Annotated in this window: 17 protein-coding genes; 13 read left to right on the top strand and 4 right to left on the bottom strand. The window is 70.7% G+C overall.

Features of this window, described 5'->3' with window-relative positions; translation table 11 throughout:
• Positions 1-10: 10 nt before the first annotated feature.
• The 7 genes from OHA84_RS11295 to OHA84_RS11265 all read left to right on the top strand — a co-directional run bounded on the left by OHA84_RS11295 (position 11) and on the right by OHA84_RS11265 (position 6,223).
• On the top strand, positions 11-853 hold the full coding sequence (locus OHA84_RS11295; RefSeq protein ID WP_266971921.1) for a cell division protein FtsQ/DivIB: 843 nt from the start codon (positions 11-13) through the stop codon (positions 851-853).
• A 278-nt stretch (positions 854-1,131) separates the two neighbouring features.
• Positions 1,132-2,337: a cell division protein FtsZ gene (ftsZ, locus tag OHA84_RS11290; RefSeq protein WP_053676005.1), complete on the top strand. Its 1,206-nt coding sequence runs from the start codon at positions 1,132-1,134 to the stop codon at positions 2,335-2,337.
• Positions 2,334-3,068 carry a peptidoglycan editing factor PgeF gene (gene pgeF / locus OHA84_RS11285; RefSeq protein WP_266971924.1) on the top strand — a complete coding sequence of 245 codons (735 nt, stop codon included), beginning with the start codon at positions 2,334-2,336 and terminating at the stop codon, positions 3,066-3,068. The genes ftsZ and pgeF overlap by 4 nt, the downstream gene beginning before the upstream one ends.
• A gap of 3 nt (positions 3,069-3,071) precedes the next feature.
• Positions 3,072-3,791, top strand: a complete 720-nt coding sequence (locus OHA84_RS11280) for a YggS family pyridoxal phosphate-dependent enzyme (RefSeq protein WP_266971926.1) — start codon at positions 3,072-3,074, stop codon at positions 3,789-3,791.
• Between the two features lie 166 nt (positions 3,792-3,957).
• Positions 3,958-4,566, top strand: a complete 609-nt coding sequence (locus OHA84_RS11275) for a cell division protein SepF (protein WP_053676003.1) — start codon at positions 3,958-3,960, stop codon at positions 4,564-4,566.
• A gap of 60 nt (positions 4,567-4,626) precedes the next feature.
• Positions 4,627-4,923, top strand: a complete 297-nt coding sequence (locus OHA84_RS11270) for a YggT family protein (protein ID WP_053676002.1) — start codon at positions 4,627-4,629, stop codon at positions 4,921-4,923.
• An 82-nt stretch (positions 4,924-5,005) separates the two neighbouring features.
• A complete protein-coding gene (locus tag OHA84_RS11265; RefSeq protein ID WP_053676001.1) occupies positions 5,006-6,223 on the top strand; it encodes a DivIVA domain-containing protein in 1,218 nt (405 codons plus the stop codon).
• Positions 6,224-6,656: 433 nt separating this feature from the next.
• On the opposite strand, the gene ileS is transcribed toward OHA84_RS11265, so the two are convergent.
• Complete coding sequence (ileS, locus tag OHA84_RS11260) at positions 6,657-9,803, bottom strand: isoleucine--tRNA ligase (RefSeq protein WP_266947079.1); 3,147 nt, start codon at positions 9,801-9,803, stop codon at positions 6,657-6,659.
• Between the two features lie 573 nt (positions 9,804-10,376).
• Here ileS and OHA84_RS11255 point away from each other — a divergent pair.
• The 5 genes from OHA84_RS11255 to OHA84_RS11235 all read left to right on the top strand — a co-directional run bounded on the left by OHA84_RS11255 (position 10,377) and on the right by OHA84_RS11235 (position 14,991).
• A complete protein-coding gene (locus OHA84_RS11255; RefSeq protein WP_266971929.1) occupies positions 10,377-11,156 on the top strand; it encodes a TraR/DksA C4-type zinc finger protein in 780 nt (259 codons plus the stop codon).
• 108 nt (positions 11,157-11,264) lie between these two features.
• Positions 11,265-11,825: a signal peptidase II gene (lspA, locus tag OHA84_RS11250; protein ID WP_053682231.1), complete on the top strand. Its 561-nt coding sequence runs from the start codon at positions 11,265-11,267 to the stop codon at positions 11,823-11,825.
• A 53-nt stretch (positions 11,826-11,878) separates the two neighbouring features.
• Positions 11,879-12,820 (top strand): RluA family pseudouridine synthase, encoded by a 942-nt coding sequence (locus tag OHA84_RS11245; RefSeq protein WP_053682230.1) that lies wholly within the window; start codon positions 11,879-11,881, stop codon positions 12,818-12,820.
• On the top strand, positions 12,817-13,281 hold the full coding sequence (locus OHA84_RS11240; protein ID WP_266971932.1) for a GNAT family N-acetyltransferase: 465 nt from the start codon (positions 12,817-12,819) through the stop codon (positions 13,279-13,281). Before OHA84_RS11245 ends, OHA84_RS11240 begins: the two co-directional genes overlap by 4 nt.
• A 117-nt stretch (positions 13,282-13,398) precedes the next feature.
• On the top strand, positions 13,399-14,991 hold the full coding sequence (locus tag OHA84_RS11235) for a Na+/H+ antiporter (RefSeq protein WP_053682228.1): 1,593 nt from the start codon (positions 13,399-13,401) through the stop codon (positions 14,989-14,991).
• Here the strand turns inward: OHA84_RS11235 and OHA84_RS11230 are convergent.
• Positions 14,988-16,037: a mechanosensitive ion channel family protein gene (locus OHA84_RS11230; protein WP_053682227.1), complete on the bottom strand. Its 1,050-nt coding sequence runs from the start codon at positions 16,035-16,037 to the stop codon at positions 14,988-14,990. The genes OHA84_RS11235 and OHA84_RS11230 overlap by 4 nt on opposite strands.
• 56 nt (positions 16,038-16,093) lie before the next feature.
• Between OHA84_RS11230 and OHA84_RS11225 the strand changes: the two genes are divergently transcribed.
• On the top strand, positions 16,094-16,663 hold the full coding sequence (locus OHA84_RS11225) for a dienelactone hydrolase family protein (RefSeq protein WP_053682226.1): 570 nt from the start codon (positions 16,094-16,096) through the stop codon (positions 16,661-16,663).
• Between the two features lie 63 nt (positions 16,664-16,726).
• Here the strand turns inward: OHA84_RS11225 and OHA84_RS11220 are convergent, their stop codons facing one another.
• Positions 16,727-17,725, bottom strand: a complete 999-nt coding sequence (locus tag OHA84_RS11220; protein ID WP_053682225.1) for a zinc metalloprotease — start codon at positions 17,723-17,725, stop codon at positions 16,727-16,729.
• Between the two features lie 177 nt (positions 17,726-17,902).
• Positions 17,903-19,564 (bottom strand): alkaline phosphatase, encoded by a 1,662-nt coding sequence (locus tag OHA84_RS11215; RefSeq protein WP_266971936.1) that lies wholly within the window; start codon positions 19,562-19,564, stop codon positions 17,903-17,905.
• Between the last annotated feature and the right edge of the window lie 39 nt (positions 19,565-19,603).

Here is a 19,603-nt window from a genome sequence, read left to right as displayed (position 1 = left end):
AGGCACAGGAGTGGCCGGAGCGACGACCGCACAGCGCGGGACACCCGGTTCCGACGGGGACGCCCGCAAGGGCAGGAACCCCGGCCCTCCCAAGCCGGGCAGGCGTCCCAAGCCGTCGAAGGGATCCGGCCCGCGGGGGCCCGGCGTCAAACGGCGCCGGGTCCTCGTACTGGCCTCCCTGGCCGGCGCGGTGCTCCTCGCCGCCGGCGGCACCTGGGTGCTCTACGGGTCCTCCTGGCTCCGCGTCGAGAAGGTCACCTCCACCGGCACCGAGGTGCTCACGTCACGGCAGGTGGTGTCGGCCGCGGCCGTCCCGGTCGGCGCGCCGCTGGTGAGCATCGACACGGACGAGATCGCGAGCCGGCTGCGCGAGCGGCTGCCCCGCATCGATTCGGTCGATGTGACGCGGTCGTGGCCGCGTGGAATCAGCCTGAAAGTGACGGAACGCAAACCCGTGCTGCTCATCAAGAAGGGCACGGACTTCGTCGAAGTGGACTCTTCGGGTGTGCGATTCGACACGGTTGCGAAAGCACCCGGAGGCGTTCCCGTCCTCGAATTGGCAGCGGAACGGTCACCCAGCGCCCGTCGTTTCGACGAGCAGCGGCTGCTGCGCGAGGCGGTGGACATCGCGGGCGGCCTCCCCGAGGCCGTCGCGAAGGAGACGTTGCAGGTCAGGGTGGAGTCGTACGACTCGGTCGTGCTGGCGCTCACCAAGGGGCGAACCGTGGTGTGGGGAAGCGGCGAACTGGGTGAAGCGAAAGGGCGGGCGCTGACCGCCCTGCTGAAGGCCTCGCCCAAGGCTGACCACTTCGACGTGAGTGTCCCCACCGCCCCGGCGGTGTCCGGGAGTTGACGTCGAGTCGAACAGCGACGCACCCTGGTTGGCCAGCGATACGGGTGATCACATAGGGTGAAAAGAAAAACGGGAGGTTCGGCGTGTTCGTTGAACACGCGCTACTTGTCGACTTAGTGTCCTGTTCGGAGAGTCCAAGGAACAGACACACTCATAACCCTAAACTTCAGGGTTAGGGTTCGGGTCGGCGTGTACGAACCGGCCCAATTTCGGCATCAGTCGTCGCAACGCAGGCCCGCGAGGCGGCGACACGTAACTCGAGGCGAGAGGCCTTCGACGTGGCAGCACCGCAGAACTACCTCGCAGTCATCAAGGTCATCGGTGTCGGCGGCGGTGGTGTCAATGCCATCAACCGAATGATCGAGGTCGGTCTCAAGGGCGTCGAGTTCATCGCCATCAACACGGACGCCCAAGCGCTGTTGATGAGCGACGCCGACGTCAAGCTCGACGTCGGCCGTGAACTCACCCGGGGCCTCGGCGCCGGCGCCAACCCGGCCGTCGGCCGGAAGGCGGCAGAGGACCACCGCGAGGAGATCGAGGAGGTCCTCAAGGGGGCCGACATGGTCTTCGTCACCGCCGGTGAAGGCGGCGGAACCGGCACGGGCGGCGCACCTGTCGTCGCCAACATCGCGCGCTCCCTGGGAGCCCTGACGATCGGTGTGGTCACCCGACCGTTCACCTTCGAGGGCCGGCGCCGCGCGAACCAGGCGGAGGACGGCATCGCCGAGCTCCGCGAAGAGGTCGACACCCTCATCGTCATCCCCAACGACCGCCTGCTGTCCATCTCGGACCGCCAGGTCAGCGTGCTCGACGCCTTCAAGTCGGCCGACCAGGTCCTGCTGTCCGGCGTCCAGGGCATCACCGATCTCATCACCACCCCCGGCCTGATCAACCTCGACTTCGCGGACGTCAAGTCCGTGATGTCCGAGGCCGGCTCCGCCCTCATGGGCATCGGCTCGGCCCGCGGCGACGACCGCGCCGTGGCCGCGGCCGAGATGGCGATCTCCTCGCCCCTGCTGGAGGCGTCCATCGACGGCGCCCGCGGCGTGCTGCTCTCCATCTCCGGTGGCTCGGACCTCGGTCTCTTCGAGATCAACGAGGCCGCGCAGCTGGTGAGCGAGGCCGCGCACCCCGAGGCGAACATCATCTTCGGCGCCGTCATCGACGACGCGCTCGGTGACGAGGTGCGGGTCACCGTCATCGCCGCCGGGTTCGACGGAGGACAGCCCCCGGCCCGCCGGGACAACGTCATCGGCGCGGCCTCCACCAAGCGCGAGGAGCCGGCCCCGGCACCGGTCCGCGCCGCCGAGCCGGTCCGCCCGGCCTTCGGCGGGCTCGGCTCGGTCACCCCGCGTGAGGAGCCCCAGGCTCCGGTCGAGCCGGAGCCGGCGAACGAGTTCCCGCCGCCGGCCCACGTCCCGACGGCCCGTCCGTACCAGGACAGCCCGGCGGAAGAGCTGGATGTCCCGGACTTCTTGAAGTGATCCTGGGACAGCACGACGAGAACGGCGCGCACTTCGCCTTCACCGACAGGTGGGGCGGGGTGAGCGCCGTTCCGTACGAGGAGCTCAATCTCGGCGGCGCGGTCGGAGACGACCCGGCCGCCGTTCGCGCGAACCGGGCGACCGCGGCGAAGTCCCTCGGCCTCGCTCCCGACCTGGTGATCTGGATGAACCAGGTGCACGGTCGGGACGTCGCGGTGGTGGACGGCCCGTGGGACGCCGACCGGGAGGCGATCCCCTCGGTGGACGCGGTGGTGACCGCCCGTCGCGGACTGGCCCTGGCGGTGCTCACGGCCGACTGCGTGCCGGTCCTGCTGGCCGACCCGGTCGCCGGGATCGCGGGAGCGGCCCACGCGGGGCGGCCCGGGCTGGTCGCCGGAGTGGTGCCCGCCGCCGTCGAGGCGATGATCGCCCTCGGGGCCGACCCCGGACGGCTGGTCGCCCGTACGGGACCGGCGGTCTGCGGCCGCTGCTACGAAGTGCCCGCCGAGATGCGGGACGCGGTCGCGGAAGTGGTGCCGGCGGCATGGGCCGAGACGAGCTGGGGGACACCGGCCGTGGACGTGGTCGCCGGCGTGCACGCACAGTTGGCGCGGGCGGGGGTGGCGAACGCCGACCGCTCCCCGGTCTGCACACTGGAGTCACGGGACCACTTCTCGTACCGCCGTGACCGGGTGACCGGGCGGCTTGCCGGATATGTCTGGTTGGACTGAGGGATGACGGATCGTAAGGCCGAGCTCGCGGCGAACCTCGCGCGGGTCGAGGAGCGCATCGCGGCGGCGTGCGCGGCGGCGGGGCGGGAACGGGAGGAGGTGACCCTCATCGTGGTCACCAAGACCTACCCGGCGAGCGACGTACGACTGCTGGCGGACCTGGGTGTCCGTCATGTTGCGGAAAATCGTGACCAGGACGCCGCCCCCAAGGCCGCGGCCTGCGCGGACCTGGCGCTCGACTGGCATTTCGTGGGCCAGTTGCAGACGAACAAAGTCCGTTCCGTGGCGGGATACGCGCGAGTGGTGCAGTCGGTCGACCGGCCGAAACTGGTCACCGCGCTCTCGGTGGCCGCCACGGCCGCCGGACGGGAACTCGGCTGCCTCGTGCAGATCGCCCTCGACGCCGAGTCGGGGGAGCGGGGGGCCCGGGGCGGGACGGCGCCGGACCTCCTCCCGGAGTTGGCGGACCTCGTGGCGGCGGCGCCGGGACTGCGGATCGACGGCCTCATGACCGTGGCCCCGCTGGCGGGGCCGTACGCGGGTCGCGAACAGGCCGCCTTCGCGCGGCTGATGGAATTGTCATCCAGCCTGCGCGCCGACCATCCTGCTGCCACGATGGTGTCGGCGGGAATGAGCGCCGACCTGGAACAGGCGGTGCTGGCGGGTGCGACACATGTACGCGTCGGCACTGCGGTACTCGGCGCGAGACCCCGGCTCGGGTAACGTCGCGAAGAAAGTCGGACCACAGCAGAAAATATGGTCATTTCCGCAGATGAGCGGACAGACCACGTGGATCGCGGGCAGTTGGTGACTTTGGTGACACAGCGACTTTGGTGGCACGGCGACACCTGCGACAGGGCGATCCACCACAGAGCGGAGGACTCGGAGAATGGCCGGCGCGATGCGCAAGATGGCGGTCTACCTCGGCCTCGTGGAGGACGACCGGTACGACAACCCGGGGTACGACCCCGATGACGAGTTCGAACCCGAGCCGGAGCCGGAGCGGGATCGCCGGCGTCAGCAGCCCGCGCACCAACCGCCCGTAACGGACGAACCGGTACGAGCAGTACAGCCCCCGGCACAGCGGGAACCCATCCCGATGCCGGTGGAAAACGGACGTCCGGCGCGAATTGCCCCCGTGGCGTCCATCACACCTGACCGCACCAACCTGGAGAAGAACGCACCCGTGATCATGCCCAAGGTCGTCTCCGAGCGGGAGCCGTACCGCATCACGACGCTGCACCCCCGGACCTACAACGAGGCCCGTACCATCGGGGAACACTTCCGTGAGGGCACTCCGGTGATCATGAACCTCACGGAGATGGACGACACCGACGCGAAGCGTCTGGTCGACTTCGCGGCCGGCCTCGTCTTCGGTCTGCACGGCAGCATTGAACGCGTGACGCAGAAGGTGTTCCTGCTGTCTCCTGCTAACGTCGATGTCACGGCGGAGGACAAGGCCCGCATCGCGGAGGGCGGGTTCTTCAACCAAAGCTAGACCGATCCGTCAGACACGGGGCCGGGAACAGAGCGGGAGCAGGGGAGAGGGAAGCGCGGGATGGGCATCGCAATGGAAGTGGTCTACATCGCGCTGTCGTGTTTTCTGGGCATCCTGATCTTCCGACTGGTCATGGACTATGTGTTCCAGTTCGCACGTTCATGGACACCCGGCAAGGCGATGGTGGTCGTTCTGGAGGCCACCTACACCGCCACCGACCCACCACTCAAGCTTCTTCGGCGTTTCATTCCGCCGTTGCGTCTCGGGGGCGTGGCACTCGACCTGTCCTTCTTCGTTCTGATGATCATCGTTTACATCCTGATCACTTTCGCGCGCGCTGGTGCGAGCGGCCAGTGAACGATGTGCTTCCCCGCGAACCCGGGGACAGTCCCGATACGGTCTTGCCGACTGCCGACGACTACGTAGAGGTGAAGAAGACATGCCGCTGACTCCCGAGGACGTGCGGAACAAGCAGTTCACGACCGTCCGCCTGCGAGAAGGCTATGACGAGGACGAGGTCGACGCCTTCCTCGACGAGGTCGAGTCCGAACTGACGCGCCTGCTGCGCGAGAACGAGGACCTGCGCGCCAAGCTGGCCGCCGCCACACGCGCCGCCGCGCAGAACCAGCAGCAACAGGGCATGCGCAAGCCCGAACCCCAGGACCAGCGTGGCCCCGGTGGGCCCGGCGCACCCGTGCCCGCGGCCATATCCGGCCCGCCGCAGCAGCAGCAGCCGCAGATGGGCCCGCCCCAGCTGCCCGGCGGTCAGCCGCAGTTGCCCCCCGGCCCCGGTGGACAGGGCCAGCAGGGTCCCGGCCCGATGGGCGGCCCCATGCAGCAGCACAACATGGGTGGCCAGCAGCAGATGGGCCAGCCGCAGCAGATGCAGCAGCCCCAGCAGATGCAGCAGATGCAGCAGCAGTCCATGGGCGGCCAGAACCCGCTCGGCCAGCCGATGGGCCAGCAGATGCAGCCGATGGGGCAGCAGATGCAGCCCATGGGCCAGCAGATGCACCAGCAGCACCAGCAGCTTCCGCAGCAGGGCCCCGGTGGCGACAGCGCCGCCCGCGTCCTGTCGCTCGCGCAGCAGACCGCCGACCAGGCCATCGCGGAGGCCCGTTCCGAGGCCAACAAGATCGTCGGCGAGGCCCGTTCGCGCGCCGAGGGTCTGGAGCGGGACGCCCGTGCCAAGGCCGACGCGCTGGAGCGGGACGCGCAGGAGAAGCACCGCGTCGCGATGGGCTCCTTGGAGTCCGCCCGCGCCACGCTGGAGCGCAAGGTCGAGGACCTGCGAGGCTTCGAGCGTGAGTACCGTACGCGCCTGAAGTCCTACCTGGAGTCCCAGCTGCGTCAGCTGGAGACCCAGGCCGACGACTCGCTGGCCCCGCCGCGCAACCCGGCCGGTCCCGCGCTGCCGCCGTCGCCGTCCATGGCTCCGGCCGGTGCGATGGGGCAGTCGATGGGTGGCCCGTCCCCCATGGGCGGTCCCTCCCCGATGGGTGGCCCGTCCCCGATGAGCGGCCCGTCCTACGGTGGCCAGCAGCAGATGTCCCCGGCGATGACCCAGCCGATGGCTCCGGTGCGGCCTGCTGCTCCGCAGCCGATGCAGGCGCCGTCGCCGATGCGTGGCTTCCTGATCGACGAGGACGACAACTAGGCGCCGCCGCCGCGTCTGTCGGCAGTCTCTCGGGCCGGGCCCGGTTCCCCTCAGGGGGTACCGGGCCCGGCCCGTTTGCGTTTCCGTGTCCGGGCCGGTGCCGGTGCTCTGGGGCGGGGCGGGGGCGCTGCGCGGGGCCGGGTCCCTGGGCTCCGCCCAGACCCGCGCCTCAAACGCCGGCGGGGCTGGAGAGTGCCGGCGGAGCCGGGGGTGTTCGGCGGGGCGGGACCCCCCGGGGCTCCGCCCCGGACCCCGCGCCTCAAACGCCGGCGGGGCTGGAGGTGTCCCGGCGGGGCTGGAGAGTGCCGGCGGGGCTGGAGGGGCCGGCGGGGCTGGAGAGTGCCGGCGGGGCTGGGGGTGTTCGGCGGGGAGGGGAAAGGCGACGGCCCGCGGCTCCCGGGTGGGGGGCGCGGGCCGTCGGGGTGGGGTGGGGTTACGCCTTGCGGAGGCGGAACGTCAGGCCGAGGGGTTCGTCCGTGAACGGGTCGCCGTAGGACGCGTCGGCCTCGCCGGTCGCGAAGTCCGTGGCCAGGACCTCCTCCGCGATGAGCTCCGCGTGGTCCGTCAGGGCCGTCACGAGCTCCGGGTCCGCCGAGGACCACCGCAGGGCGATCCGGTCCGCCACGTCCAGACCGGAGTTCTTCCGGGCCTCCTGGATCAGGCGGATCGCGTCGCGGGCCAGGCCCGCCAGCCGCAACTCCGGGGTGATCTCCAGGTCCAGGGCGACGGTCGCCCCGGAATCGGACGCCACCGACCAGCCCTCGCGCGGGGTCTCGGTGATGATGACCTCCTCCGGGGTGAGGGTCACGGTCTCGCCGTTCACCTCGACCGAGGCCTCACCGGAGCGCAGGGCCAGCGAGAGCCCCGCCGCGTCCGCCGCGGCCACGGCCTTGGCGACGTCCTGCACGCCCTTGCCGAACCGCTTGCCGAGCGCACGGAAGTTGGCCTTCGCCGTCGTGTCCACGAGGGACCCGCCGACCTCGGACAGGGAGGCCAGCGAGGAGACGTTCAGCTCCTCCGTGATCTGGGCCCGGAGCTCCGGGGTCAGGGCGTCGAAACCGGTCGCGCCGACCAGGGCCCGGGACAGCGGCTGGCGGGTCTTGACGCCCGACTCCGCGCGGGTCGCGCGGCCCAGCTCCACCAGGCGGCGGACCAACAGCATCTGCCGCGACAGCTCCGGGTCGATCGCGGTGGTGTCCGCGGTCGGCCACGTCGAGAGGTGGACGGACTCCGGGGCGTCCGGGGTGACCGGGACGACCATGTCCTGCCAGACCCGCTCCGTGATGAAGGGGGTGAGCGGGGCCAACAGCCGGGTCACCGTCTCCACCACGTCGTGGAGGGTGCGCAGGGCCGCCTTGTCGCCCTGCCAGAAGCGGCGGCGCGAGCGGCGGACGTACCAGTTCGACAGGTCGTCCACGAAGGACGACAGAAGCTTGCCGGCGCGCTGGGTGTCGTAGGACTCCATCGCCTCCGTGACCTCGGAGGTGAGGGTGTGCAGCTCGGAGAGCAGCCAGCGGTCCAGGACCGTGCGGTCCGCGGGCGCCGGGTCGGCCGCCGACGGCGCCCAGTTCGACGTGCGGGCGTACAGGGCCTGGAAGGCCACCGTGTTCCAGTACGTGAGGAGCGTCTTGCGGACGACCTCCTGGATCGTGCCGTGGCCCACGCGCCGGGCCGCCCACGGGGAGCCGCCGGCCGCCATGAACCAGCGCACGGCGTCCGCGCCGTGCTGGTCCATCAGCTGGATCGGTTCGAGGGTGTTGCCCAGGTGCTTGGACATCTTGCGGCCGTCCTCGGCGAGGATGTGCCCCAGGCAGACCACGTTCTCGTAGGAGGACTTGTCGAAGACGAGGGTGCCGACCGCCATCAGCGTGTAGAACCACCCGCGCGTCTGGTCGATGGCCTCCGAGATGAACTGCGCCGGGTAGCGCTTCTCGAAGATCTCCTTGTTCTTGTGCGGGTAGCCCCACTGCGCGAACGGCATCGAACCCGAGTCGTACCAGGCGTCGATGACCTCCGGGACGCGCACGGCTTCGAGGGAGCAGCCCTCGTGCGTGCAGGTGAAGGTGATGTCGTCGATGTACGGGCGGTGCGGGTCCAGGCCCGACTGGTCGGTGCCGGACAGCTCGCCCAGCTCGGCGCGGGAACCGACGCAGGTGAGGTGGTTCTCCTCGCAGCGCCAGATCGGCAGCGGCGTGCCCCAGTAGCGGTTCCGGGAGAGCGCCCAGTCGATGTTGTTGTTCAGCCAGTCGCCGAAGCGGCCCTGCTTCACCGAGTCCGGGAACCAGTTCGTCTTCTCGTTCTCCCGCAGCATCGCGTCCTTGACGGCGGTGGTGCGGATGTACCAGGACGGCTGCGCGTAGTAGAGCAGCGCGGTGTGGCAGCGCCAGCAGTGCGGGTAGCTGTGCTCGTAGGCGATGTGCTTGAAGAGCAGGCCGCGCGCGTCGAGGTCGGCGGTCAGCTTCTCGTCGGCCTTCTTGAAGAAGACGCCGCCGACGAGCGGGACGTCCTCCTCGAAGGTGCCGTCGGGGCGGACCGGGTTCACGACCGGCAGGCCGTAGGCGCGGCAGACCGCGAGGTCGTCGGCGCCGAAGGCGGGGGACTGGTGGACCAGACCGGTGCCGTCCTCGGTCGTGACGTACTCGGCGTTCACGACGTAGTGGGCGGGCTCCGGGAACTCGACGAGGTCGAAGGGGCGCCGGTACGTCCAGCGCTCCATCTCCTTGCCGGTGAAGGTCTCGCCGGTGGCCTCCCAGCCCTCGCCGAGGGACTTCTCCAGCAGCGGCTCGGCGACGACGAGGCGCTCCTCGCCGTTGGTGGCGACGACGTACGTGACCTCGGGGTGCGTGGCGACGGCCGTGTTGGACACCAGGGTCCACGGGGTCGTCGTCCACACAAGCAGCGCGGCGTCGCCCGCGAGGGGGCCGGAGGTCAGCGGGAATCGGACGTAGACCGAGGGGTCGACGACCGTCTCGTAGCCCTGGGCCAGCTCGTGGTCGGAGAGGCCGGTGCCGCAGCGCGGGCACCAGGGGGCGACGCGGTGGTCCTGGGTGAGCAGACCCTTGTTGAAGATCTCCTTCAGCGACCACCACACGGACTCCACGTACTCGGGGTCCATGGTCCGGTAGGCGTCGTCCAGGTCGACCCAGTAGCCCATGCGGGTCGTGAGCTCGGCGAACGCGTCGGTGTGACGGGTCACCGACTCGCGGCACTTGGAGTTGAACTCGGCGATGCCGTACGCCTCGATGTCCTGCTTGCCGTTGAAGCCGAGTTCCTTCTCGACCGCGAGCTCGACGGGCAGGCCGTGGCAGTCCCAGCCGGCCTTGCGGGCCACGTGGTAGCCGCGCATGGTGCGGAAGCGGGGGAAGACGTCCTTGAAGACGCGGGCCTCGATGTGGTGCGCGCCGGGCATGCCGTTCGCGGTGGGCGGGCCCTCGTAGAAGACCCACTCGGGGCGGCCCTCGGACTGCTCCAGCGTCTTGGCGAAGGTCTTGCTCTCGCGCCAGAACTCCAGGACGGCGTGTTCGAGGGCGGGCAGGTCGACCTGGGCGGGTACCGGGCGGTACTGCGGCGGTGTGGTCATGAGGCTGAACTCTTCCTCCGGCGGGATGTCACTTCCGTCCGGAGGGACGAGAGCCTTGACGCGCTCCCGCGGTACCACCCTCCTTGGCCGTCGGACGGATCCGATGGCCCCCTCATTGGGGTGCGAAGCCGGTTCTACTTCCCGTACGGGGATCCGTGCGGGATCCGTGATCGTGACGGCTTTCTTCCGGCGGCTCCGGGGTGATCCTTCGCATCGCGCTCGCCCCCGGGCTCTCACCGTCCCCGGGTCGCTCCTGGCTGCGTCCGACGCTACTCGTCCCCATCCATGCCTCTCGCTGGGCCCAGTGTACGGGCCGACGCCGCGCGCGGCCGACCGATATTCCGGGCGGGGGCGCGGGGCCGCGGGGCGCGGGGCGGAGTGACCCGGATGGGCTGACGCGCCGGTCCCGGTTCCGGTGGGGCGGGAGGGGCGGATTACCGGGCCGCCGGATGGGCACAACGGATGCAGGTTGACCTCGCGGGATGCGCGCCCCGTTGCCGCGGGGCCGGCGTCGATTTATCGTTCCGGCACGATTCGCGAGCAATGATCACAGTATGTGAAGGGGCCGCGGCCATGGTGGCGAAGAAGACCGCCGGGACTACCAAGAAGGCTGTCGGGAAGGCTGTCGGAACCGAGGTCGGAACCGAGGTCGGGGCACCGGCGCCGGCTCCCGCCGAGGCGGCGCCCGAGAAGACGGCCGCCGTGCGGAAGGCGCCCGCGAGAAAGGCATCCGCGAGGAAGTCGGCGACCACCGCCAAGGTGGCCGCCGCCGAGAAGTCGACGGCGAAGAAGGTCACGGCCAAACGGGCCGCGACCGAGGGGGCGGCGCATGCCGCGTCAGAGACGGGAGCCCGGAAAGTGGTCGCCAAGAAGAGCACCGGCACGGCCAGGAAGACGGCCGCTGCCGCCACCAGTGGACTGCCCAAGGCGCGGGGCGGTGCGGTGGCCGCCACCCCCGGAGAGCTCCCCGTACGCCCGGGAGAGGACCCCTGGACGCCGGCGGAGGTCGCCGAGGCCCGGGCCGAGCTGGAGAGCGAGGTGCTGCGCCTGAGGGCCGAGCTCCAGGCCTCCGACGCGGCCATCTCCGGGCTGATGCGGGACTCGGGCGACGGCGCGGGGGACGACCAGGCGGACACCGGCACCAAGAACATCACCCGGGAGTCCGAACTGGCCCTCGCGGCGAACGCCAGCCTGATGCTGGAGCAGACGGAACGCGCGCTGGAACGGCTGGAGGCGGGCACCTACGGTCTCTGCGAGACCTGCGGAAAGCCCATCGGAAAGGCCCGGATGCAGGCATTTCCGCGCGCCACGCTCTGTGTGGACTGCAAGCAGAGGCAGGAGCGGCGGCACTAGCCGGGCGGCGGGCGGGCGCCCTGACGTACCCTCGTGTCTCGTCAGGGTCCAGGAACCTGGCAGGGCGGTTTCGCCGGAACCTGGTTCGAGCTAGTTCGAGGGACTCACGTGGCAGAGGCGGAGCGCATCATCGGTACGCCGGAGGTCGGGGACGACACCGAGCCCGAATCGACCGCGCCCAAGGGGCGCCGGCGGATCGTGGCACTGCTGGTGGTGGCGACGCTGGCGTACCTGATCGACCTCGGCAGCAAGATGCTGGTCGTCGCGAAACTGGAGCACGAGCAGCCCATCGAGATCATCGGTGAGCTGCTGAAGTTCTCGGCGATCCGCAACCCCGGGGCCGCCTTCGGCTTCGGCGAGGCCTTCACGATCATCTTCACCTGCATCGCGGCCACCGTGATCGTGGTGATCGTCCGACTGGCGCGCAAGCTCTACAGCCTGCCGTGGGCGATTGCGCTGGGCCTGCTGCTGGGCGGGGCGTTGGGCAACCTGACCGACCGGATCTTCCGTTCGCCGGGGGTCTTCCGGGGAGCGGTCGTCGACTTCATCGCGCCCGCCCACTTCGCCGTCTTCAACCTCGCGGACTCGGCGATCGTGTGCGGCGGGATCCTGATCGTCCTGCTGTCGTTCAGGGGTCTCGACCCGGACGGCACGGTCCACAAGGACTGATCGCGGGGCGGCTCGCGGGAAGGCTCCCGCGCCCCGTCCTGCATACTCGACAGGTGAGTACGATTCCCGAGATCCGAACCCTGCCCGTTCCCGATGGCCTGGAGGGCGAGCGCGTCGACGCCGCCATCGCCCGTATGTTCGGGTTCTCCCGGACGAAGGCGGCCGATCTCGCGGCCGCGGGGAAGGTGTCGGTCGACGGCAGTGTCGTCGGGAAGTCCGAGCGCGTGCACGGTGGCGCCTGGCTCGAAGTCGAGATGCCCGCGCCGCCGCGGCCCGTCGAGCTGGTGGCCGAACCGGTCCCCGGCATGGAGATCGTCCACGACGACGACGACATCGTCGTCATCATGAAGCCGGTGGGCGTCGCCGCCCACCCGAGCCCCGGCTGGACCGGCACCACCGTCATCGGTGGCCTCGCCGCGGCCGGCTACCGGATCTCGACCTCCGGCGCCTCCGAGCGCCAGGGCGTCGTGCACCGGCTCGACGTCGGCACGTCCGGCCTGATGGCCGTCGCGAAGTCGGAGCGGGCGTACACCTCGCTGAAGAACCAGTTCCGCGAGCGCGTGGTCGACAAGCGCTACCACGCGCTGGTGCAGGGCCACCCGGACCCGATGAGCGGCACCATCGACGCGCCCATCGGCCGTCACCCCAGCGCCGACTACAAGTGGGCCGTGACCCAGGAGGGCAAGCCCTCGGTCACCCACTACGACCTGATCGAGGCCTTCCGTGCGGCCTCCCTGCTGGACATCAAGCTGGAGACCGGCCGCACGCACCAGATCCGCGTGCACATGTCCGCGCACCGGCACCCCTGCGTCGGTGACCTGACGTACGGCGCCGACCCGACGGTCGCGAAGCGACTGGGGCTGACCCGGCAGTGGCTGCACGCGGTGCGGCTCGGTTTCGAGCACCCGTCGGACGGCCGATGGGTGGAGTTCGAGAGCGGCTACCCGGCGGACCTCCAGCACGCCCTGGACGTGATCCGGGCGGAGAGCGAGTGACCTCGTACCAGGTGCGCGTGGCCTCCTGCGACGCCGACCTGGCGGCCTGCTTCGCCGTGCGCACCGAGGTGTTCGTGGTCGAACAGTCCGTGCCGGAGTCGATCGAGTACGACGCATACGACGCGATGGCCGTGCACGTGCTGGCCGAGGGGCCGGACGGGGAATCGCTGGGCACCGGCCGGCTGCTGCACGGGCCGGGGGCGCTCGGCAAGACGGGCGCCGCGGAGATCGGCTCCCTCGGGCGGCTGGCCGTCGCGAAGTCCGCGCGCGGACTGGGCGTCGGCGCGGCGCTGGTCCGTGCGATCGAGGTGGAGGCCGCGAGGTTGGGGCTGACCGCCGTCGACCTGGGCGCGCAGACCCACGCCCTCGCCTTCTACGAGCGGCTCGGATACGAGGCCTACGGGCCGGAGTTCCAGGACGCGGGCATCCCGCACCGGTCGATGCGGCGCCGTCTGCCGTAGGTCGTCCGGTACCGGCCGGGCGTCGGGTGTCGCCGCGGGGCTCCGCCCCGGACCCCGCGCCCGGAAAGCCGGCGGGGCTGGCGGGGCTCGGGGGGCGGATGGGGCAGGCTGGGAGCTGTGGACCAGCTTGCTCTGTTTTTCGTGTTGTTGCTCGGGGCCGTGGTGACCGTACCGCTCGGGGACCGGCTCGGGTTGCCCTCGCCCGTGCTGATGACCATCGGCGGGGTGGTGCTGGCCCTCGTGCCGGCCGTGCCGAACGTCGACATCCCGCCCGAGTACATCCTGCCGCTGGTGCTCCCACCGCTGCTGTACGCCTCCGTGCAGCGCACCTCCTGGCGACAGTTCGCCGCCAACGTGCGCCCCATCCTGCTGCTGGCCGTGGCCCTGGTCTTCGTGACCACCGCCGCCGTGGCCGCCGTCGCGCACGCCGCCGTCCCCGGCCTGCCCATCGCCGCGGCCGTCGCGCTCGGCGCGCTCGTCGCGCCGCCCGACCCGGTCGCGGCCACCGCCGTCGCCGGCGCGCTCGGGCTGCCGCGCCGCATGGTCTCCATCCTGGAGGGCGAGGGGCTCTTCAACGACGTCACCGCCATCGTGCTCTACCACGTGGCCATCGCCGCCGCCGTCAGCGGCAGCTTCTCCTGGCCCGACGCGCTCGGGGAGTTCGTGCTCTCCGCCGTGGTCGCGGTGGCCGTGGGGCTCGCGCTCGGCTGGGCCACGAACCGGCTCATGGGCAGGCTCGGCGAGGTCACCCTGCAGATCGGGCTGACGCTGCTGGTGCCGTTCGTGGCGTACGTGGTCGCCGAGGAACTCCAGGGCTCGGGCGTGCTGGCCGTGCTGACCACCGCGCTGTTCCTCGCCGAGTACGCGACCGACGCCGACGACGTGCTCGGACGCCTCGCCGGGCACACGTTCTGGGAGATCGTCGACATGCTGGTCACCGGCGTCGCGTTCGGCCTGATCGGACTCGAACTGCACCACGTGTTCGGCGTCGCGGGGGACCGTGTGGGAGAGATGGCCGGCTGGGCGGGGATCGTGGTCGCCGTGGTGGTCGGCGTACGACTGGCGTGGCTGTTGCCGGCCGGCTGGCTGGCGAAGAAGCTGCACAACCGGCGTGACTACGACGAGGAGATCCCGGTGAGCTGGCGGGAGAGCGTCGTCATGTGGTGGGCCGGGATGCGCGGCGTGGCCTCGGTGGCGCTGGCTCTGGCCATCCCGCTGAAGGTGGACGGCGGGGACCCCTTCCCGGCGCGGGACCAGATCATCTTCATCGCCTTCGCCGTGATCATGGCGACGCTGGTCTGCCAGGGCCTGACCCTGCCCTGGCTGGTGCGCCGGCTGGGGGTGGAGGCCGACGAGGACGCGGAGAAGGAGACCGAGCGCCGGCTGGCGATCCGCGCCGCCAAGGCCGCGAAGCAGCGGCTGAAGGAGATCGAGGCGGCGGAGGACCTCCCCGAGGACCTGGTGGAGACCCTGTACCGGCGGGCCTACGACGTGGGCGCCAGGATCAGCCCCGACATGGTCGACGAGGAACGGCGGGAGGCGTACGCGAAGCGGGTCGAGCGGATCCGGGACGTCCAGCGGATCCAGCGCGAGATGATGTCCGCCGCCCGGCACGAGGTGCTTTCGGCGCGCAGCGAACCGGGTTCGGACCCGGAGATCGTGGACCGGGTGCTCCGCCACCTCGACGTCCGCAGCCTGCGCAGCCCTTAGGGGGCGAGCGGGGGCTGTTGCACCGCGTCGGCGGTGTTCACGTGGGGGAGGGCGTACGGGTGGTGGTCCACCAGCCAGGTGATCAGGCGCTCGCGGACCACGCAGCGCACGGTCCAGATGTCGTCGGCGTCCTTCGCGGTGACCGTGGCCCGGACCTGGATCGTGTTCGGGGTGGAGTCGGTGACGACCAGACCGCTCGCGCGACCGTCCCACTCCGGCGTCTCCTTGAGGATCTCCGACAACTGCTCGCGCAGCAGCGGGATCGGCGCCGAGTGGTCCAGGTGCAGGAAGACCGTGCCGGTCATCTGGGCCCCGCCGCGCGACCAGTTCTCGTACGGCTTGCCGGTGAAGTACGAGACCGGCATCGTGATCCGGCGCTCGTCCCAGGTGCGGACCACGAGGAAGGTGAGGGTGATCTCCTCGACCGTGCCCCACTCCTTGTCCACGACCACGGTGTCCCCGATGCGGACGGTGTCGCCGAAGGCGATCTGGAGGCCGGCGAAGAGGTTGCCCAGCGCGGACTGGGCGGCGATGCCCGCCACGATGCCGAGGACGCCCGCGGACGCCAGCATCGAGGCGCCGACCGTGCGCATCGCGGGGAAGGTCAGCAGCATGGAGGCGATGGCCACGACGACGACCACCGCGGTCACGACCCGCTGGATCAGCGTGACCTGGGTGCGGACCCGGCGGACCCGGGCGGCGTCGCCGGCGCCGGCCGCGTAGCGCGTGTACGTCGAGTCGACGACGGCGGTGGCGATCCGGATCAGCAGCCAGGCGGTCGAGGCGATCAGCACCAGGGTGAGGGCCCGGCCCACGCCGTCCCGGTGATCCGTGAGGATCCTGGTCTGGGGGTAGGCGGCCCTCAGCAGGGCCGTGCACAGGACGATCCGGAAGGGTGGACCGCACCGGCGCAGCAGCCCCCACAGGGGTGTCTCGCCGTGGCGGGCGTCGGCCCGGCGGAGCAGCAGGTCAAGCAGCCAGGCAGCGACGAGCGTGAGGACCACCGCGCCGCCGATGACCACGACGGGGCGCAGGACGTTCTCCATATCCATGCCCGTGAACCTAACCGGAAGGGGACCCGGGAAACTGGCACGATGGGGATATGAACATCATGCTCTTCCATTCGACGTACGGGCTGCGGCCCGCAGTGCACGCGGCGGCCGACCGGCTGCGCGCGGCGGGGCACGAGGTCCACGTGCCCGACCTGTTCGAGGGGCGCACGTTCGGGAACGTCGAGGAGGGCATGGCTCACCGGGACGAGATCGGCCGTGACGAACTGCTCAAGCGCGCGATCCTGGCCGCCGCCCCCTACTCGGACCGGGGCCTGGTCTACGCGGGGTTCTCCTTCGGCGCCTCCGTGGCGCAGCACCTGGCCCTGCACGACGAGAAGGCGCGCGGGCTGCTCCTCCTGCACGGTACGTCCGACCTGGACGACGACGCCTCGGCGGACGACCTGCCGGTGCAGCTGCACGTGGCGGACCCGGACCCCTTCGAGCCGCACGACTGGCTGACCGCCTGGTACCTGGGGATGCGCCGGGCCGGGGCGGACGTGGAGGTCCACGGCTACCCGGGCGCCGGGCACCTGTTCACCGATCCCGATCTCGACGACTACGACGCGGAGGCCGCCGAGCAGACCTGGAAGGTCGCGCTGTCCTTCCTCGACGGGCTGTAGGGGGCGGGTGCGCGCGAAGGGGCCCGGCCGGATGGACGCCCGGCCGGGCCCCTGTCACGTGCGTCAGGCCCGGTAGGCCGTCCACATGCTCTTCATGCGCGACACCTGGCCGCTCGTGAACTGGTACATGCAGGAGTCGTACGTGTAGTCCATGAAGTTGTGGATCGGGTCCGCTCCGCTCGCACCGCAGGTGTCGCGGCCGGTCGGGCACTCGAACGCGGCGCTCGCCTCGGCCGGGGTGTCGGAGACCGAGTCGCCGCTGCCCGAGCAGCCGCCCTGGAAGGTGTGGTAAAGGCCGAGCCAGTGGCCGACCTCGTGGGTGGCGGTGTCGCCCTGGTTGTAGTTGGCGGAGGAGCCGCCGGGGATCGAGCTGTTGAGGATGACCACGCCGTCCATCTTGGGCTGGGAGGCGTAGGAGCTCGGGAAGGTGGCCCAGCCGAGGAGCCCGCCGCCGAGGTTGGCGGTGTAGAGGTTCAGGGCGTTCTTGCCGCCCTTGCGCAGGGCGTTCTTCATGTTCTTCTCGGCGGTGGTGCCGTCCGAGACGTTGTACCAGGTCGCGTTGTCGGTGTAGTCGGTCCCGGCCAGCGAGAACTGGAAGCCGGAGTTGACGTTGCCGCTGCCCTGGCCGGCGTAGGCCGAGTTGAGGACGGCGAGCTGGCTGTTGATCTGCGCGGCGGTCAGCTTTCCGGTCGCACCGGAGTGGATGACGTGCACGTAGACCGGGATGGTCGTGGTGGCGGCGACCCGGGCACGCATGCCGTCGAGCTGCTGCGGGGTCGACTGACCGAGTCTTCTCTTGAGGTCGGCGTCCATGGCCTTGACCTGGGCGTCCGTCACCTCGTTCGGGTCGGCGGCCTGGTGGTCGCGCGGGCGCGCGACCCGGGCGTTGGCGGCGGTGCCGCCGGCCTGTTCGAGACAGGCCTGCGCCGGGGTCTTGGCGGTGGGCGCCGCGGCGACGGAGGTGGGGGCCGTCAGCGGGGCGAACGCCAGGGTTCCGGCCAACAGGGCCGTACCCGTGATGCGGCGGCGGAGAAGGGGGGATATGCGGGCGAGAGCGCGCACGTGTACTCCTCGCGAAGCGTGGTGGGGGGTGAGGGACTTCCTCACGCCGGCGCGAGCTTACGTGGGCATGTCATAAGGATGGCAAGATCTCGGCGGTTAAAGATTTGTTGCGTGAGAGACGAAAGGGGCGCCTGGTGTGAACCAAGCGCCCCTCTGAGCAGCAAAATTGATGGAATGTCAGGAAACCGGGCGGTCGGCCCGCTCGACCTTCTGCGTCCCGTTCAGGGTGCGGTACGAACGGGCCCACGTGGAGCGCGCGTCCTGCCTTCGCTTGTCCGAGACCACGAAGTAGTCCATCTGTGAGCGCTCGCCCGTCACGTCCAGGACGCCGTACCCGTGAGAGTCCATGTCCAGCCACTTCACGTGCCAGTTGGCGGCCTTGATGGCCGCCTCGGCGACCAGCGAGGCGGTGTCCGCCGGCACGTGCAGGATGTCGTCGATGTTGTCGGAGGTCACCGACGTCACCACGAACTCGGTCGCCGTCGTGCCCGAGCCCGGATACGTCGCCATGTTCACCGGGACGTCGTTCGCCCACGCCATGTGGATGTCACCGGTCAGGAAGACCGTGTTCTTGATGCCGCGGTCCTTCAGGTGGCCCAGGAGTTCCTTGCGGTCGTCCGTGTAGCCGTCCCACTGGTCCGTGCTGATCGTGAGACCGCCCTCGGGCAGGCCCAGCAGCTTCGTGAGGGGCTTGAGCAGGTGCGCGGGCAGTGAGCCGAACGCCACCGGTGAGATCATCACCGAGGTGCCGACCAGCTTCCAGGTGGCGTTCGAGTTCGCCAGCCCCGACTTGAGCCAGTCCAACTGCGCCCGCCCGGTGATGGTGCGCTCCGGGTCGTCCACCGCGCCGCTGCCCACCTTGACCTGCTGCGAGCGGAAGGTCCGCAGGTCCAGCAGGTGCAGGTCGACGAGACTGCCGAAGCGCAGCCGCCGGTAGACGGTGCCGGCTATGGAGGCGCGCACCGGCATCCACTCGAAGTACGCCTGCTTCGCGGCGGCCGCACGGGCCGCCCAGTCGCCCTCCGCGCCGGGGGTGTGGTTCTCGGCGCCGCCGGACCAGGCGTCGTTGGCGAACTCGTGGTCGTCCCATATCGCGACGACGGGGTGCGCCGCGTGCAGCGCCTGGAGGTCCGCGTCGGTCTTGTACGTGCCGTGCCGGGTCCGGTAGTCGGCCAACGAGACGATCTCGTGGCGCGGCTGGTGCGGGCGCACGACGTACTTCGCCTCGGGATAGGCCCCGGAGGCGTACTCGTACACGTAGTCGCCCAGGTGCAGGACCGCGTCCAGGTCGGTGCGGGCCGCCAGGTGCCGGTACGCGGAGAAGTACCCGGACTCCCAGTTCGCGCAGGAGACCACGCCGAAGCGGATCCCCGGCGTCGCCGCGTCGACGGGCGGGGCGGTCAGGGTGCGCCCGATCGCGGAGACGGTCGCCCCCGCCGTGAAGCGGTACCAGTACGGGGTGTGCGGGCGCAGGCCGCGCACGTCCACCTTGACCGTGTGGTCGGACGCGGCGGTCGCCGTGACGGCGCCGCTCGCCACGACCCGGGCGAAGTTGCGGTCCTCGGCGACCTCCCAGCCCACCGCGGTGGCAGGGCCGAGGCCGGAGCCGGGGACGGCTTCGGGGGAGGGGGTGACGCGGGTCCACAGCAGGACCCCGTCGGGCAGCGGGTCGCCGGAGGCGATGCCGTGCGGGAAGGCGGGGGCGGTCTCGGCCGCATGGGCGGGCGAGAGGCCCAGCGTGGCGATCGGCGCGAGCGCGGCCGCGGCCGCGGCGCCCAGAACCACCGTACGGCGGCGCGGGTTTGTCGCGGCGGGGGAAGAGGAGAGTTGACTGGTCACGGGCGGTCATATTACTGACCGGTATACCGTCGGTACAGA

The sequence above is a fragment of the Streptomyces sp. NBC_00513 genome, from assembly GCF_041431415.1.
Taxonomy (GTDB): Bacteria; Actinomycetota; Actinomycetes; order Streptomycetales; family Streptomycetaceae; genus Streptomyces.
The sequence above is the reverse complement of the archived record's forward strand: the minus strand, read 5'-3'. Positions and strand labels throughout refer to the sequence as shown.